General features: G+C 70.4%; 11 protein-coding genes. 7 read left to right on the top strand and 4 right to left on the bottom strand.

Going from position 1 to position 16,965, the window contains the following annotated elements; all coding sequences use genetic code 11:
• Positions 1-26: 26 nt before the first annotated feature.
• From AHOG_RS22895 to AHOG_RS22885, 3 genes are all read right to left on the bottom strand, one after another.
• Positions 27-4,094 carry a type VII secretion system-associated protein gene (locus AHOG_RS22895; protein WP_093943181.1) on the bottom strand — a complete coding sequence of 1,356 codons (4,068 nt, stop codon included), beginning with the start codon at positions 4,092-4,094 and terminating at the stop codon, positions 27-29.
• Positions 4,095-4,156: 62 nt separating this feature from the next.
• Positions 4,157-5,893: a WXG100 family type VII secretion target gene (locus AHOG_RS22890; protein ID WP_157737009.1), complete on the bottom strand. Its 1,737-nt coding sequence runs from the start codon at positions 5,891-5,893 to the stop codon at positions 4,157-4,159.
• Between the two features lie 205 nt (positions 5,894-6,098).
• Positions 6,099-6,437: a hypothetical protein gene (locus AHOG_RS22885; RefSeq protein ID WP_157737008.1), complete on the bottom strand. Its 339-nt coding sequence runs from the start codon at positions 6,435-6,437 to the stop codon at positions 6,099-6,101.
• A gap of 356 nt (positions 6,438-6,793) precedes the next feature.
• Here AHOG_RS22885 and AHOG_RS22880 point away from each other — a divergent pair, with 356 nt between their 5' ends.
• From AHOG_RS22880 to AHOG_RS22855, 6 genes are all read left to right on the top strand, one after another.
• Entirely contained in the window at positions 6,794-8,170 is a 1,377-nt protein-coding gene (locus tag AHOG_RS22880; RefSeq protein ID WP_093943178.1) for a class II 3-deoxy-7-phosphoheptulonate synthase, read from the top strand.
• A 329-nt stretch (positions 8,171-8,499) separates the two neighbouring features.
• Positions 8,500-8,724 (top strand): Scr1 family TA system antitoxin-like transcriptional regulator, encoded by a 225-nt coding sequence (locus tag AHOG_RS22875; protein WP_093943177.1) that lies wholly within the window; start codon positions 8,500-8,502, stop codon positions 8,722-8,724.
• A gap of 1 nt (position 8,725) precedes the next feature.
• Positions 8,726-8,920, top strand: coding sequence for a DUF397 domain-containing protein (locus tag AHOG_RS22870; protein ID WP_093943176.1), 195 nt, complete (start codon positions 8,726-8,728; stop codon positions 8,918-8,920).
• 436 nt (positions 8,921-9,356) lie between these two features.
• A complete protein-coding gene (locus AHOG_RS22865; protein WP_093943175.1) occupies positions 9,357-12,194 on the top strand; it encodes a glycosyl hydrolase in 2,838 nt (945 codons plus the stop codon).
• Between the two features lie 242 nt (positions 12,195-12,436).
• A complete protein-coding gene (locus AHOG_RS22860) occupies positions 12,437-13,534 on the top strand; it encodes a peptidoglycan recognition protein family protein (RefSeq protein WP_157737007.1) in 1,098 nt (365 codons plus the stop codon).
• 493 nt (positions 13,535-14,027) lie between these two features.
• Positions 14,028-14,900 carry a glycerophosphodiester phosphodiesterase gene (locus AHOG_RS22855; RefSeq protein ID WP_093943173.1) on the top strand — a complete coding sequence of 291 codons (873 nt, stop codon included), beginning with the start codon at positions 14,028-14,030 and terminating at the stop codon, positions 14,898-14,900.
• 227 nt (positions 14,901-15,127) lie between these two features.
• Here AHOG_RS22855 and AHOG_RS22850 read toward each other — a convergent pair whose 3' ends face one another.
• Entirely contained in the window at positions 15,128-15,628 is a 501-nt protein-coding gene (locus AHOG_RS22850) for a hypothetical protein (RefSeq protein ID WP_093943172.1), read from the bottom strand.
• A 161-nt stretch (positions 15,629-15,789) separates the two neighbouring features.
• Between AHOG_RS22850 and AHOG_RS22845 the strand changes: the two genes are divergently transcribed.
• Complete coding sequence (locus tag AHOG_RS22845; protein WP_157737006.1) at positions 15,790-16,950, top strand: baeRF2 domain-containing protein; 1,161 nt, start codon at positions 15,790-15,792, stop codon at positions 16,948-16,950.
• Positions 16,951-16,965: the final 15 nt, after the last annotated feature.

Below are 16,965 nucleotides of genomic sequence, written 5' to 3'. Positions count from 1 at the left end.
AGAGCAGCACGACGGGCGTCAGGGAGTCAGCTCGTGCTCGCCGCCGCGGCGTCGGGATTCGCACCCAGGTAGCGCGCGTACCTCGGGTCCGACGTGAGAGGGGCGGGCAGACAGACCGACTGCCGTGCCGCAGGTCGACCGGCTTCGATCCGCGTGTTCGGCCCGGCCTGCGAGGCATGCTGCGATCCCGGGCAGGCCCACGATCCGAGGCTCGGCGCGCGCCGGGCGCCGTGCGCTGCGCCGTCCGTCCGCCCAGGGGCCACGCCGCGGCCGAACGGCGCCGGGCCGACGTCATGCCGCCGATCGACGCCCAGCCCCGACGGTGCGCTGGAGATCACCGGGTTGACGACGTAGTCGTAGGGGTTGTCCGCCGGTGCGAGTCCGAGTGGACTCTTGCTCAGATAGCGGCCCGTGGTCGGGTCGTAGTAGCGGTGCCGGTGGTAATGCAGGCCGGTCTCGTCGTCGTGGTGCTGTCCCGGGAACCGCAGCGGCGTCGGCGGCGTGGCGTCCCCGCCGAGATACCGACCCCACAGCGTGTGGTGGGCGTGCCAGACGATGCTGCCGTCCTCGGCGACGAGTTCGGCGGGGAATCCCACCAGGTCGGTGACGACATGGTGGAACCGTTCGCCCACCCAGTCCTGCTCGGCCGCGGCCGGCCCGACGGCGGTGCTGCGTTCGAGTTGAGTCAGGACGCGGAAGCCGTCGGGTTCGAAGTCCCAGGCGGTGACCCGGCTGACCAGTTCGCCGTCCGAGTTCGGTGCGGTGTGGATCTGCTCGACGATCCGATCACCGTCCCAGACGAAGTCGACCCGTTCCACGACGGTCCCTGCCTTCAGACCGTCCTGCCCCACGCTGCGCCGCTCCTTGCGGATCCGCCTGCCCTCGGTGTCGTAGCGGTATCGCCAGTGCTCGTCGGTCGGGGTGAGCACGTCGGTGAGTCGATCGAAGGAGTCCCAGTTGTAGTGCCATTCCTCGACGATCCCGCCGTCTCGGGGCACCTGCCGCGCCACCACCCGGCCTTGCGCGTCATGCTGGTAGACGACTCCTCCGGCGCTGTCGATCAGCGTGCCGGTGTAGGTGCGAGGCCCCTGACCGACCGCCGAGGGGATTCGCGTCGTGACGGCGACGTCCGGTCGATCGTCGGTCTCGGCGACCTCGGTATGGGTGATGTTGCCGAGGTGGTCGTAGGCGTAGGTCTCGGTCCAGCCGGAGGCCTCGACGGCCGTGACCCGGCCGCGGGCGTCGAGAGTGAACTCGCGGGGCCCGGAGAGCTGATCGGTCACCGCGACGACCGCGCTGTCCGCCCGATACAGATAGGCGCGGCGCTGTGAGACCGAGGAGCCCCTGGGTACGCCGTCGACGAGGATCGCCGTCGTCAAGGCCTGGGAGCGCAGCCGCCGGCTGCCGTCCCAGGTCTGGGTCAGCGTGGCGTTCGAGCCGAGGGCCCGGTGGGTCTGCTCGCCCGACGCGCCGTGGTCCAGGGCGATCGTGTGCCCGTCGACCGTCAGGCTTGTCGGGCGGCCCGCCGCGTCGTAGCTCCAGACGCTCTCCAGCCCGACCGGGGTGGTTCGCCGCACCCGGCGGCCGAGCGCGTCGTAGCCGAAGGTGATCGTCGCGCCGTTGCAGGTCTGCGAGACCACTCTGCCGAGGGCGTCGTACTCGACCGAGGTCTGCACGCCGGGACCGCTGGTGGCGATCACCCGGCCTGCCGCATCCCGGGTGTAGACCGTGGTGGCCTCGTCCGCGGTCTCCTCGACGACCTCGCCCGCCTGGTCGCGGACGTAGGTGATCGTCTGGCCGACCGCGTTGGCCCTGGCGACGATTCGGCCCGCGGCGTCGTGCCGGTAGTACAGCGTCCGCCCGTCGGAGTCCGTCTCGGCCACCAGATTGCCCGCGACGTCGTAGTCGTAGGTCCGCATCAGACCTGTCGGGCCGGTCACCGAGACCAGTCGCAGTTCGGAGTCGTAGTCGTATCCGGTACGGGCGCCGTCCGGTGCGATCCGAGCCGTCATCAGGCCGAAGGCCCCGTACTCGGCGCGGTGAACCTGACCGAGGGCGTCGACGTGCTCGACGCAGTTGCCCTCGCCGTCGTGCCGCCAACGCTCGGTGCGGCCGCCGGGCTCGGTCCGCCACGCGAGCCGGTTCTCCACGGTCCAGCCGTAGCGGGTGACGTTCCCGGCGGCGTCGGCGGCGGAGACGACCCGACCCAGCGCGTCGAGTTCGTAGCTCGTCCGGTTGCCCAGCTCGTCGATCCGCGCGGTCAGCAGGCCGCGTGCGTCGCGGAACAGGAGGGTGAGGCCGCCGAGCGCGTCGCGGACGGTCGTGACCCTCTCGGCCTCGTCGTAGCCGTAGGTGGTCGTCACGCCCGCGGCGTCGGTCTCGGACAGGAGCCTGCCGAGGCCGTCATACCGCCAGTGGTGGCGCGTCCCGTCCGGTCGAATGAGACGGATCGGCCTGCCGAGTGCGTCATGGACGGTCTCGGTCCGGCCGCCGTCGGGGTGCAGGACGGCGACGAGATCGCCGTCCGCGTTCCATTCCCGGCGAGTGACGCCGCCCAGCTGGTCGATGTCGGCGACCAGCTGATCGTGGTGGTTCCACTCGAAGCGGGCGGTGTTGCCGAGCGCGTCGGTCACGGCGACGACCTGGCCGAGGTCGTTGAACTGGTAGGCCCTGGTCGCGCCCGCCGCGTCGGTGACGGCGGTGAACCGCTGTCGGCGGTCGTAATGGAAGACGGCGCTGGCCCTGTCCTCCGTCCCGGTGGCGCGGATGCAGCGGCCGTCGGCGTCGTATTCGTAGCGGTACCCGGTCGTGGCCCGGTCCTGCCTGCCGATGATGCGTTGTTCGGCGTCGTAGCCGAACCGGTATGCCAGTCCGGCGGAGTCGATCACCTGGGTGAGGTTTCCCGCCTCGTCGTAGCCGTATCGGGTGATCGTCACGGGTTCGGCGTCGTCGCTCGCGTGGAGCCGCAGTCGGGTGACCCGACCGTCGGCGATGTCGATCGACACCCGGTGACCCGCGCTGTGCCGGAGTCCGACGGGCATGCCGTGGGCATCGTGCTCGATCGTGAGGCGGTGGCCGCTCTGGTGCTCGACGGAGACCAGTGGAAGGCGGTCTCCGCCGCCGGGCACCGCGGCGAAGTACGACAGCCTGCCCTCCGCCCGACTACCCAGCACGTGGACACCGCTGTCCGTCAGGGTCAGCGGCAGCCGCGGCCCCGCCAGCGGGAGGGCGGGCACCCCCGTCTCCAACGCCGGGTAGTGCAACACCATGCCGTCCGGCGAGAAGTACCGGAGTCCGTCCGCGTGGTGTTCGAGGCGCTGGTCCAGCGTGGACGCCCAGGAACCGCCGAAGAGCCCGCCCGCCCGATAGGACGAGACATGGGTGCGGGTGAGCAGGATCGGCAGCCAGCCCGGCAGGTCGAGATCGGTCTGGCTGAGCACCACGTCGCCGGTGACGACGTCCACCGGTCCGGACTCGCGGAACCGTCCTTCCGGTGGCACGGCCCGGGCACGCGGCCCGTCCACCAGATCGACCAGATCACCGGAACCGACGGCCGCCGGCTGCTCGCCCTCCGGCGCCCCCTCCCGGAACGCGCCGGCGGCCAGTCGCATCGCGGCGGGGCCGTCCGGGTTGAGGAGCAGGTCGGTCTCGGGGGGAAGGAGTGCGACGAGTTCACCGGCGGTCACCCGTCGCCAGAGCGGGGCCTCGACACGGAATCGATTGACCGCGGCGGTGGTGACCACCACGCAGCGCACGCCGTCCGGCGACGTCCTGATCAGGGGGGTGCCGTCGTCGGCCACCGGCGTCTCCAGGGCCGCGTTCCACAGCAACGGCACGATCTCCCCGATGGCCGACTCGTCACCGCCGAGCGCGAGCCGGATCGCCGCGTCGGCCGGGTCGGTGGGGATCTCCGGGCCGCTGGGCACATAGCCGGGGTTCGGTTCGAAGATGCCGAAGCCGCCGCTCTGGCGGTCGAGCGGCCACGCTCCGACGATCTCCTCCGGCGGCGGTGACTCACCGTCGACGTGCTGCCAGCCGGGGGCGGGAAGAACCACCCAGTGTTGCAGGGCTGCGGCGGGCTCGTTGTCGGTCACCGTGCTGTGCTCCGATCTTCATCCAGGTCAGACGGGATGCGGGGATATCGCGGAACGAGACGTCATTGATGCGGGTATCGCACGAACCGACCCGGCGAGCTGCTGCTCTCGGCGTCGACCTTGAGATCCGCCGTGGCGGGCGGACGACTCGACGTCCCGTCGGGGGTGTTGGCGGTAGCCGAGGTCCACGCCGTGGTCGTCGGCGCGTAGACGTCGTGCTTGGAGTCGCTGCTCTTGCCGAGCGCATCGGCGAAGTCCTTGCCCGCCTTGCCCGCTCCGGTGTCACAGGACACCAGGAGCAGCGGATTCTCGTTGCCGTTCATGGCGTTCTTGTATGTCTGGTGACTGCTGAGGAGCTTGTGATACTCGCTGCCGGAGAGCTCGACGTCCATCTTCGCCCCGCCGGGCCCGATGGCGGCCTCGACGATGAACTTGTTCTTGCTGCCGTGTGCCAGCACGGGGAACGGCGTCGACCCGAGCGGGGAGTTGATCGCCCACGGGGCCGGCCTCTCCGTGGCGTTCGGGTTCTTCGGGTCGTGCGGCGCCTGAAAGTATTTGAACTTCCAGGCCTGGTTCGGCTTCGCACCCCAGATGGTGTCGGCCTTGACGTCCTGCTTCTGCGACGGGAATCCAACGCCGAGCGGCCGCCCGTGCTGGTCTTTGATCGTGTGCTGGGTGACCTTGTCGGCCGAGAACTTCGAGTTCCACATGCCGAATCCGAGGCTCGGCTTGCCCTCGATCGTCGGCGGGTTGGCTCCCCACGGGCCGGGCGCGGGGGCGGGTGCCGCCGGCGTGTTGTTCCCGCCGAGGCCGGGCATCGTGCTGCCGGGGGCCGACCGGGGCTGATTGACGCTGCCGGAGGTGTTGATGTCGGGTGCGCCTCGGGAGGTGTCCGGCGTGGTGCTGTTGGGCGAGACGCCCGATGCGCCGCCGCCTCTGTTGGTCGGCCCGCCTGTGGCGTCGGGGGTGACGGCCGGTCCGGAGTCGCCGCCGCCTCGGCTGGCGCTGGGGTTGATCGTCGGGGGTGCGTCGAGGCTGCGTGCGTGGTGGTTGTCGCTGGTCTTGATGGCTTTGAGGCCGTTGCCCGCGCTGGCGAAGTCGTCGCCGAGTTTTTTGAGTAGTGGGGTGAGTCTGGACATGGACGAGGTGAGCTTGGTGATGAGTTGGGCGATCTTGGCGGCGGTCTGGGCGACTTTGGCGACGACTTTGGGGACGACCCAGATGAGTCCGATGCCGAGGGTGAACAACACCTGGAGTGCCCAGGAGACCATGGAGCCGACGACGTCGGCGATGATGTCGCGGACGGCGTCGCGGACGGCGGTGACGACCTCGCCCGCCAGCTGGATGCCGTCGGCGGCTCCCTGGGCGGCGTTGCCCGCGGCGAGGATGAGGTTGGCGGTGTCGGCGGCGCGCTCCCGGTAGGCGTCGGCGGCGGCACCGGTCCAGGTGGTGATGTCGGACTTGATGAGGTTGCCGAGTTCGGTGGAGACGGAGTTGACTTCGCCTGCGACGTTGGTCCAGGTCTCGGCGTGGGAGCGGATCTCGTCGGGGTTGCCTGCGAGGGAGTCGAGTGCGTCGGAGAGGGGTCCGACGTGTTCGAGGAGCCAGCCGACGCCGTTGGAGATGATGGCGGCGAAGGGGTCCAGGGCGGTCATGACGAGGTCTGCGGTGCCCAGGCCCGCTTCGAGCCAGTCGCCGTTCTGAATGGCGGTGCTGGTGGAGTTCACCGATTCCACCAACGACAACCCCGACGTCGACGACGTCGAATCCACCACATCAGCCACTAAAGGATTACTCATCGTCGGTCCCTCTCTGATGCTCGTCGTCCGTCGAGCGGACAGAACTCACCGGTGTCTCGCCTCGTCTGCTCGGCCCGCGGACGCCGCGCAGACGAACCGGCGTCATTCCAAGCATCACAGTCGGGTGGCGCACCGCCACAGACGCCCATCCTCGTCCGACTCCTGCGGAGCGTCGAGAACCGGGTCGCCGTGGTGATCGACCCTCTCATCCGATGTTCGCCTTCGTCGAGGGGTGGTCACCCCGTCTCGGCGCCGGATCCGCCTGCCTGTTCGCCGTCATCCAGTTCTCCAGCCAGAATCCGTTGTATCCAGTGGGAACCCTGTTGACTCGATCAACCGAGATGACGGCCTGGTCATCCGGCATGACCCCGTGGCTCGCCAGGCTGTCCGGGGCGTAGACCAACCGATGGTCGCCGCTCTGGCGTAGTGCGTCGGTGAACTTCGACGCCTCTTTCTTCTCCGGCGCACCCGTGTGGCACGACACCATGAGGAGCGGGTTCGAGTTTCCGGCCATGCGGTCCTGGTAGGCCTGGTGACCGGTCACGATCCTGTGGTACGACTCGGGCATGACCGTGATGTTCTCCATCTGGTTGTTCGGGCCCGTCGGAGCCTGAGCGTGAAACTGGTTTCCGTCCCGAGCGAGTCACGCGAATCCCGCACAGCGCACGCGCCTTCGGATTGACGACGACACCAGACTGCTCGGTTTGATCGGGGATGGTGGGACCGCGATATGTCGATTCCCTGTCCGCCTTCATACCTTGCCTTTACGGGCAGCGGTTCTCTGCCTCTTCGGTCGGTGAGATCGCGACGGAAGGGCCTTGCCCGGCCGCCCGCCGCCGATCCCCGGGTGGCGACGACGGTCGCCGCAGGTCGGCGAGCCCGACCGCTAGGCTGGGGGTTGTGATATGGACCGTCGACGTACCGGTCGAGACTCTTCCGTCGCTGCCCCCGCTTCCCGCAGAGCTTCGGGACCGGCTGGACACGGCGTTGTCGAAGCCCGCCGCCCAACAACCCGACTGGCCCGACCCGGACGCGGTCGGCAAGGTGCGCACCGTGCTGGAGAGCGTGCCGCCCGTCACCGTCCCCGCCGAGGTCGATCGGCTGCGCACCCAGCTGGGCGAGGTCGCCGAGGGGCGGGCCTTCCTGCTCCAGGGCGGTGACTGCGCCGAGACGTTCGCGAGCAACAACGAGCCGCACATCAGGGCGAACATCCGGACCCTGCTCCAGATGGCGGTCGTGCTGACCTACGGCGCGAGCATGCCGGTCGTCAAGGTCGGACGGATCGCGGGTCAGTACGCCAAGCCGCGTTCCTCCGGCATCGACGCCCTCGGCCTGCCGTCCTACCGGGGCGACATCGTCAACTCGCTGGTCGCCTCCCCGGAGGCCCGGGTCGCCGACCCGTCCCGCATGATTCGCGCCTACGCGAACGCCGGCGCGGCGATGAACCTGGTCCGCGCCCTCACCGGCGGTGGCATGGCCGGGCTGGCCAAGGTGCACGACTGGAACAAGGACTTCGTGCTCAACTCCCCGGCGGGAGAGCGGTACGAGGCGCTGGCCAACGAGATCGACCGGGGCCTGCGGTTCATGGCCGCGTGCGGCGTGCAGGACTCCAATCTCCAGACCGTGGAGATGTTCGCCAGCCACGAGGCGCTGCTGCTGGACTACGAGCGCGCGCTGCTGCGACTGGACGAGGGCAGGCTGTACGACCTGTCCGCCCACTTCCTCTGGATCGGCGAACGCACCCGGCAGCTCGACGGCGCGCACATCGCCCTGGCGGAGCTGATCGCCAATCCGATCGGTCTCAAGATCGGCCCGACGACCACGCCGGAGCTGGCCGTCGAGTACGTCGAGCGGCTCAACCCGGACAACATCCCCGGCAGGCTGACCCTCATCAGCAGGATGGGCAACGCCAAGGTCCGCGACGTCCTGCCGCCGATCGTCGAGAAGGTCACGGCCTCCGGCCACAAGGTCATCTGGCAGTGCGACCCGATGCACGGCAACACCCACGAGTCGAGCACCGGGTACAAGACCCGCCACTTCGACCGCATCGTGGACGAGGTGCAGGGCTTCTTCGAGGTGCATCGCGGCCTGGGCACCCACCCCGGCGGGATTCACATCGAGCTGACCGGCGAGGACGTCACCGAATGCCTCGGCGGCGCCCAGGAGATCACCGACTCCGACCTCGCGGGCCGGTACGAGACCGCCTGCGATCCCCGGCTGAACACCCAGCAGTCCCTCGAACTGGCGTTCCTCGTCGCGGAGATGCTGCGCGCCTGACCGGATGCCCCGGTCCGAACCACGATCACGGCACGACGCCACGATCACCACGCGCCGGAGTACTCCAGGACGAGCCGGCGGCCCCGGCACGAGAGCGGGGTCGCCGTCGTCCTGGCAGGGACTGGCCATGACGCTGCTGTGCCACGCTGTGGTCGTCGGCCGAGATGTCGGCGGACGAGCTGGTAGGCGTCGGCCCGCGTGCTGATGGTGACGACCAGGATCGACGGCTTCTCCTCGTCGACGGGGTAGATCCGGCCGCCTGAGACTCGGCCGCGGCTTCGGCCTTCTCGTACTCGTCCGGCTTCGCCCGCAGCTCGGCCAGTGCCGCCGTGCTGGTCCCGACGAGCTGTTCCAAGGCCGAGTTCCAGCTCTTCGAGTTCCCGGTGGCCGTGCCCCTCGTCGCGCTGGACAGCCTTCTGAGCGTGATGTTCGTCGTGGACGCCGCGGAGGTGGCGGGATACACGAGGGCCGCGGCCAGCCTGAGGGCCACCGTGCTGAGCGGGCGGGAATCGCTGCGCCTCATCAGGCGGCGTCTGTCCGAGATGGAGGGATGACGTGGTCGGAGACGACATCAAGCGGTGGCGGAAGTCCAGCCGCAGCGCGGGAGCCAATTCCTGTGTCGAGGTCGGTCAGGCTTCCGGCGTCGTCGGCATCCGTGACACCAAGGACCGGGCGGGTGAGACACTCGTCGTCGCCCAGGTGACGTTCGGTGCGTTCCTCGGTGCCGTCAAGGCCGATCGGCTCGGCTGACGCTCGACGACGGCCGGGGCTCTCCTGCCGGGCGGCCTCGGCGTGCAGGAGTCTTCGGTGTCGTCTACGCCCCCGTTCCGCCCGAAGAGTCCGAATCCGTGATTTCCCTCGCCGGGATTCGGCGTTGCTCCATTCGTGTCGTAGGCGACCGTCATCGGCGACGAATCCCCTGGTAGTGCAGTTTGTCCTCGGGCGGCTTTCTGTCCTCGGCGGCGCACTCGGTGTCCCAGGGCTACTCCGTTCGGCCCATTGACCGTGCTCGTGATCTCGTTGTTAACTTTCCCCACCTCGCTGAGAGAGCGCTCTCACAGAGCCGGCGCAGGTGCGAGTCAGACCCGAGAACCCGTCGGACGATCACGTGCGCAGGCGAATCTCCGTCGCCGGGCCGTGACGGTCGATCGTCCGCGAGGGATCGCGACGACCAGGAGGTCGGACCATGGCCAGGGCGACGATGCCCAAATGGTTGGCAGCGGTGACCACATCCGCGTTAGCCTGCTCAATCTTCGTGTTCGTGCAGGGCACGGCCTCAGCCGAGACCGTGTCGATCGGTGCGGGCAGTTACACCACGGAACTGCCCGCGGGCGCGAGAGGACCGTCGGACATCCAGGGGCTGCCCGTCTCCCCGAAGGTCACCGACGACTTCACCGGCCCCGCGCCGACCAACGACTGGTGGTCGTCGCTGATCTTCCAGCGATACGCACCGGACAACCCGCACGGCGAGAACATGTTCCCGCACCCGTTGGCGTTCCACGCCTGGGGCGACGGCCTCGCCGTGGGCTACCCGAGTTCGTCGAGCATCGTGGGCACCGCTCCGAAGTACGAGTACAGCTTCCGGGAGGACCTGCGGCTCGGCCTCTCCGGGCTGGCGTCCCCGGACACCCGTGTGGACTCCTACAGCGACTGGACCGTCACCCCGTACTGGTCGGACGGCAGCCGTGAGCTGCGGACCACCATCGGACACGGCCTGCCCTTCGTGTACGCCGAGGGCAGCGGCGGGCCTGCCGACGTCGAGTTCAGCGCGCCCCCGGAGGTCTGGCACCAGGAGGGCAGCGTCGTCGGGGCCACGGTCAACGGCAACCACTACGCGCTGTTCGCCCCCTCCTCCTCGGCCTGGACCTCCTCGGGCAACACCTTCACCGCCGAGCTGGGCGCCGACGGCTACTTCTCCGTCGCGGTGCTGCCCGACCCCGCGGACCTGGCCGCCTTCGAGACCTACGCCTACTCCTTCGTCACCGGCACCACCGTGACCTGGGACTACGACGAGGCGGGCGCCTCGCTGACCACCGACTTCCAGGTGGAGACCGAGGCGAAGGAGGGCTCGCAGACCGGCACCCTCGTCGCGCTCTACCCGCATCAGTGGAAGAACGCCACGAGCGACGTGACGGACCTGACCTACGTCTCGCCCCGAGGCGAGATGCGGGTCGTCGAGGGCACGGGCTTCAGCACCGAGCTGCCCGCGAACGGCATCCTGCCGAGCCTGCCGACCGTGGCCGCCGCCGACCACGATCGGCTTCGGCAGCTCATCGACGAGGAGATCGACCACGAGGACCCGTGGCGCGGCTCGACCGACACCTACTGGGTCGGCAAGGCGTTGGGCAGGCTGTCGCAGCTGGTGCCGATCGCCGACTCGATCGGCTACACCGAGGGCCGTGACCAGCTGCTCGCCCTGGTGCGCGGCAAGATGGAGGACTGGCTCACCTACTCCGGCCCCGGCGACTCGGCGCTCTTCCGGTACGACGCGGAGTGGGGCGCGCTCACCGGCTACCCGGCCAGCTTCGGCGCCGACCAGGAGCTCAACGACCACGACTTCCACTTCGGCTACTTCGTCACCGCCGCCGCGACCCTGGCCAGGTACGACCCGGCCTGGGCCTCGGACGAACAGTGGGGCGGCATGGTCAAGCTGATCATCAAGGACGCCAACAACTGGGATCGGACCGACGACCGGTTCCCGCTGCTGCGTGCCTTCTCGCCCTACGCGGGACACGGCTGGGCGTCCGGACACGCGGGCTTCGGCTCCGGCAACAACCAGGAGTCGTCTTCCGAGGGCATGCACTTCGCGGGCGCCGTCGCGCTCTTCGGCTCGCTGACCGGCGACGACGACATCCGCGACCTCGGCGTCTACCTGCATGCCACGCAGGCCAGCACCGTCGCGCCGTACTGGCAGAACGCCGACTCCGACACCTTCCCCGCCGACTACGCGGCCGACGTCGTCGGCATGGTGTGGAGCGACGGCGGCGACTACGGCATCTGGTGGGACGGCTCCGACGAGGAGCATTACGGCATCAACTACCTGCCGATCACCGCCTCCTCGCTGTACCACGGCACTCGGCCGGAACACGTGACGGCGATGCACCAGTCGCTGGTGGACCGGATCGGCGGCGAACCGCAGGTGTGGCGCGACATCCACTGGGCCTATCAGGCGATGGGCGATCCGGCCTCGGGGCTGGCCGCGTTCGAGTCGCAGTGGCAGACCTACGAGCCGGAGGCCGGTTCGTCCAAGGCACACACCTACCAGTGGGTGTCCACGCTGGCCGAGGTCGGCAACGTCGACGCCTCGGTGACCGCGGACGCGGCGCACTACGCCGTCTTCACCGACGGGGGACAGCGCACCTACACCGCGTTCAACCCCGACTCCTCGGCCAGGACGGTGACCTTCTCCGACGGCGCCACCCTCGACGTGCCCGCGGGCACCCTCGCCTCCACCACGGGCAGCGGCGGGGGCGGTCCCGAGGAGCCCGGCGAGCCGGAGGAGCCCGAGGAGCCCGGCGAGCCCGGCGACCTCGTGGACGGCAGGCTCTACCTCGGCGGCAACGGGCTGGGCCGGGCGCCCGGCACCGGCGCCGCGGTCGACGTCATCCCCTCGGCGGCGGGCGGCAATCACGATGGAACGCCGCATCAGCCGCTGGTGTACGAGATCGACGGTCTGACCGCGTCCTTCGACGGCGGCGAGACCGCCTTCTCCTTGTTCCTCGACGCGGGGAACACCGTCGGCAACGGCACCCAGCTGCGGGTGAGCTACGACCTGACCGGGAACGGGACGTTCGATCGTGTCGAGACCTACGCCTACTTCGCCACCGACCCCGTCCCCGGCTGGGAGGAGTACGGTCCGAACGCGACGCTGGTGAGCGAGAGCGGCAGCCTCGGCGACCTGACCGGGGGAACGGTGCGGATCGAGGTCTGGAGCGCCATCGGCCAGTCGTCGACCGATCTGCGAGTCGCCGCGACGGCGGCGGAGGGACTCGTCTCCGAACTGCGCGTTCCGTTCGCGAACTAGCTGACGACCGCGCGACGCCGACGCGGCCCGCGCCCGGACGTCCTGACGAGTTCGCCACGAGCCGCACGCGGCCTTGGCATACTCGTCTGAGATAGGGAACCCCCTGTCCGAGTGGATATCCACCACTCGGACAGGGGGTTTTTCTTGAGATTCATTCACAAGGAATTGTCGTAGTTGATTCGAGTCATCGCCGCGGGTTTCCTGGCCACCACATGTCCGCACCTCGATCGCCAAGGAGAGCCGTGCCCACTCGTCGCGAGATGCTGACCGCCGCACTGAGCGCCGGAGCCTGGATGATCGTCGGATCGCCCGGAGCCGTGTTCGCCGCCCCCGAGGGCGCCGCCCCTGCCGACGTGACCGGCGACGGCGCGGCCCGCCGCGTCGGACTCGAACCCGACTCCGACGGCGTCATCCGACCCGGCGACTTCGACCACGTCGGCGTGGTGTTCCCCTCGGACACGAGAACCGAACCCGACCGGTCGGGACGAGCCGCCCTCGGCGGGATCAGATTCGAGACGAACGGGAGCCTCGGTCCGTGGCGACCGCTGCGGCCCTCCGCCGAGGCCCCCGACGGAAAGCCCGCCTCGGCGTCGGACCTGGTGCTCGCCCCCGAGGGCGCGACGGGATTCCAGGTGGAGATCGCGGAGGGCGTCGGCCCGTTCGAGCCGGTGGCCGTGCTCGCGGGGCCCGCCGCCGACACCTCCGGCCCCCGGCTGCTGCCACTGCCCGGTGCGACGTTGGAGGCGATCAGCCGTGCGGGCTGGGGAGCCGACGAGTCCCTGCGCAACTGGCCCGCCACGTTCGATCCGGTGCAGTGCCTCACCGTGCACCACTCCGCCATCGAACTCGAGGAGGACCGGGCGGCCTCGGTGCGGGCGATCTACCGCTTCCACGCGGTGGACCGGGCCTGGGGCGATCTGGGCTACCACCTGCTGATCGACCCGGAAGGCCGGGTCTACGAGGGACGGTTCTCCGGCTCGGACACGATGCCGGTGTTCGACGGCATTCCCGCGGCGGGCGCGGCGCGCTCCGTCCTCGCCGGACACGTCGGCAGCCACAACGCGGGCAACATCGGCGTCTGCCTGCTCGGCGACTTCACCAGCGCACCGCCTACCGGGGCGGCGATCGACGCCCTCGTGGAGACGCTCGCCGCGCTATGCCTGCTGTGCGGGCTCGACCCGACGGGGACGACGCACTACGCGAGCCCCACCGGCGGCGCGGCCAGGACGGTGCGGACCATCTCCGGACATCGCGACTGGACGGTGACCCAGTGCCCCGGCGACGTCTTCGCCCCCACCCTGGAGGAGGTCCGTACCCGGGTCGCCGCGCTGGTGGCCTGACCGCCCGCACGACGACGTCCGTCGGCCGCCGAGCGCGCCGCCGATCCGGCCCGCGTCGCACCGGACGGACGCGGCTCGGTGCTCACGACGCCGAGCCCGCGTACCGACCCGGACCCGACATGCCCGCGCCTCCGCCCCACCCTCCAACGGCCTCCGACTCCGCCGACCGCCCGCGAACCGACGGCGCGACCCGGCCTCGTGACGGTGACCGGTCGTCGTCTCGCGTCCGTCCGACCAACGCCGATCGACCGGCACGCGAACTCTGCGCGACGACTGACCTCGCCCCGCCTCGCTCGAACCTCGCCGCCGCCTTCCACGAAGGAAAGCCGTCTACCTGGTGTTTCGCCGCCGTCGGCGGCTGACGCGCCGGGACGGGGACAGCTCCGGAGGCGTGGCGGACGATCGACTTCGGGGGTGTCGATCCGGTAACGGATCTGCCAGGGTGACCTGCGGTGGCACTCCGTACCGCGACGGCACGTCGAAAGGAAACCCCATGCGTCTCTCCAGATCGGCCCGGCCCGCCCTGGTCGTCTCCCTCCTCGTCGCCGGGCTGACGGCACCGATCGCGACCGCCGCGGCAGGCGAGCCGGGCCGCTCCGACCGGCCCGACGTGATCGCTCATCGCGGCTCCTCCGGCGTGGCACCGGAGAACACCCTCGCGGCGATCACCACGGCCCGCGAGCATCGCGCCGACTCCGTGGAGGTCGACGTGCAGCGGACCGCCGACGGCGAGCTGGTGCTCCTTCACGACTGCACGCTGGAACGGACCACCGACGTCGAGGAGGTCTTCCCCGACCGCGAGTCCTACGCGCTGAGCGACTTCACCAGCGACGAGCTGGCCCGACTCGACGCCGGTTCCTGGCTGTCGCCGGAGTTCGCGGGCGAGCCGATCCCGACGCTGCGCGAGGGCATCCGGGCACTCGGCCCGCGTACGGATCTGCTCCTCGAGGTGAAGGTCTGCGCGGGCGAGGAGGACCTCGGCAAGGCGGTCGCCGACGCGCTCCGGGAGATCCCGGGCTACCTGCCGCGTGCGGTGGCCACCGACTCGCTGGTCGTGCAGTCGTTCGACCACGACGAGACCCGGGCGTTCCACGACGAGCTGCCCGAGGTCTCCGTCGGGCTGCTCTTCGGCGCCCGTCCGACGGATGCCGAGCTGGCCGACGCGGCGGGCTGGGCCCAGCAGGCCAACCCCCGTCACACGCTGACCGATCAGGCTCTGGTCGACCAGGTGCACGCGCTCGGCCTGGACATCAACGTCTGGACCGTCAACGCGGAGTCCGACATGCGCGCCATGATCGACCTCGGCGTCGACGGCGTCATCACCGACTATCCGCAGGTGCTGCGTGAGGTCCTGCGGGCGGGCTGACCGGTCCGCCGCCGCCCGATGACAGGATCGGGGGCGGCCGCCGCAGGGCCGACCCCGGCCGGACGCGAGTCGGCCTCGACCGGGTCAGGATGCTCCGCCTGCGAGGCAGGTGCTCCTGACCGGCCCGAATCCTCCTGACCTGGTCGGAGTCCTCGGGGACCGGGGCAGGGTCCCTTCCGGTGACACCGGGACGGGGTCCGGCGTCGAGCACGGCGCCGGACCCCCGCTCACTCCGGTTCGGCGATGCGACGGATGGACGCCTCCTCGGCGGACCCGGTCGGGTCGGCCCGCAGCGCGGTGAAGTCCTCCTCGGCCTCGCCCGTCGGCCCCACGTCGGACGGTTGCAGTTCCATTCCCTCGTCCGGTTCGACGCCTTCCTCCAGGTCGACGTCGCCCTGACTGACCCCGTCCTCGTCCACCGGGTAGTCGACGGCGACCTCGTCCACCGTCGTGTCGAGATCCTCCAGGGGGACCTCCGTCGGCGGCCAGTCCGGCGCGTCGTCACGGACCCGTTCCGGCTGTTCGGCCGCGAGCCGCTGATCGAGCGTCTCGCCCTCGACCATCTCTCGCGGTGTCACACCCGCCTCGGACTCCCGCGACCACCGCTCCGGCGGTTCGACGCCCTTCTCCAGCGGATCGACGTCGAGCTGGTCCTCGTCCAGTTCCTCCGACACCGACAGCAGCTCCTGGTCACTGGCACCGGGCTGCGGCAGCTCGTGCTCGCTCATCGCACTCCTCCTGTCGGCTGTCGGGCTGCATCGGGGGGAGTACCCCCGTCCGAGGAAACTCATGCACCCCGTCGTGGCGCCCCGGTGATCCCGTTCCAGGGCGGCCACGTGTGGTGGTCGCCCTGTCGGGGTATGCGAAGAGGAACCGTCGAGTGAGTCGAATGACGAGTCGACGACCGGACGAGTCGGCGACGAGTGGGGAGTGTGACGACATGGAGCTGGGCCTGCTGCGAGAGCTCACCACGAGGTCGGGGCCCTGCGCGGTGGCGTATCTCGACGTCACGCGGGACACCGAGGAGGCCAACCGCGCGATCGCGCTACGACGACGGGCGGTCGAGGAGGAGCTGGCCGATCGGGGCGTGGACGCCGCCACGCTGTCCGCCCTGGACGAGGCCCTGAGCTCGGAACCGTGGGCCGTCGGCCGGGCGGGCCGGGCCGTCGTGGCACAGGACGGCACCATCCTGCTCGACCGGCTGATCTCCGAGCCTCCCGAGAACACGATCACCGCCTATTCCCGCGTGCCCGACGTCTTCCCGCTGCTGGCGGCCGTCGCCACCGAGGAGCCGGTGGTGGTGGCGGTCGTCGACCGGATCGGCGCCGACATCGGAGTGCACGTCCGGGACGGCGGCTGGCGCACCGACCGGACGGTGGACGGCGCCCACCGTCCGGTGCACAAGGTGCGCGGCCTGGGCTGGTCGCAGAATCGCGTGCAGCGCCGGGTGGAGAACACCGCCGCGCACAACGCCGCCGAGATCGCGCACGAGGTCGACCGGGCCGCCGCCGAGGTCGGCACTCGGATGATCGTGATCGCCGGTGAGGTGCAGGCCCGGACCGAGGTGCTGGCCGCGCTGCCCGCACGCAGCAGGTCGATCGCGGTGGAGGCCGAACACGGCGGACGCGCCGCCGGAACCGATCGGGCCGCCCTGGCCGAGGAGGTTCAACGCCTGGCCGCGGAGCTCCTCGCCGACGAGGCGGGACAGGTGTTGGACCGGTTTCGGGCGGAGCTCGCCGCCGGCCGGGCCGGCCTGGCGGTGACCGGGCCGGAACGGGTGGTGGCCGCCTTGCAGGCGGGGGCGGTCGACACGATCCTGCTGCCGTCCGACGGAATGGACCGGACGGTCACGGTCGGCGACGACGTCACCGACATCCGGCTCGATCCAGGCGACGAGGACACGGGCCCACAGGACACCGGCATCGGTCGGGTCGACTCCGCCGTGGCGCTGGCCGCCGCCGCGACCGACGCCCAGCTCTTCGTGATCGACCCGGTGAGTGCCGTGCCCGACGGCGTCGGGGCGCTGCTGCGGTTCCCGATACCTCGGTGATCCGCCATGGCGGGC

The organism is Actinoalloteichus hoggarensis (genome assembly GCF_002234535.1).
Taxonomy (GTDB): Bacteria; Actinomycetota; Actinomycetes; order Mycobacteriales; family Pseudonocardiaceae; genus Actinoalloteichus_A; species Actinoalloteichus_A hoggarensis.
Note: the sequence above shows the minus strand (reverse complement) of the source record. Positions and strands in the feature narration are given on the sequence as shown.

Coding starts and splice junctions, on each gene's coding strand:
- AHOG_RS22845 (WP_157737006.1), top strand. CDS start 15,790: ATGACGAGTCGACGACCGGACGAGTCGGCGACGAGTGGGGAGTGTGAC.
- AHOG_RS22855 (WP_093943173.1), top strand. CDS start 14,028: ATGCGTCTCTCCAGATCGGCCCGGCCCGCCCTGGTCGTCTCCCTCCTC.
- AHOG_RS22865 (WP_093943175.1), top strand. CDS start 9,357: ATGGCCAGGGCGACGATGCCCAAATGGTTGGCAGCGGTGACCACATCC.
- AHOG_RS22850 (WP_093943172.1), bottom strand. CDS start 15,628: ATGAGCGAGCACGAGCTGCCGCAGCCCGGTGCCAGTGACCAGGAGCTG.
- AHOG_RS22890 (WP_157737009.1), bottom strand. CDS start 5,893: ATGAGTAATCCTTTAGTGGCTGATGTGGTGGATTCGACGTCGTCGACG.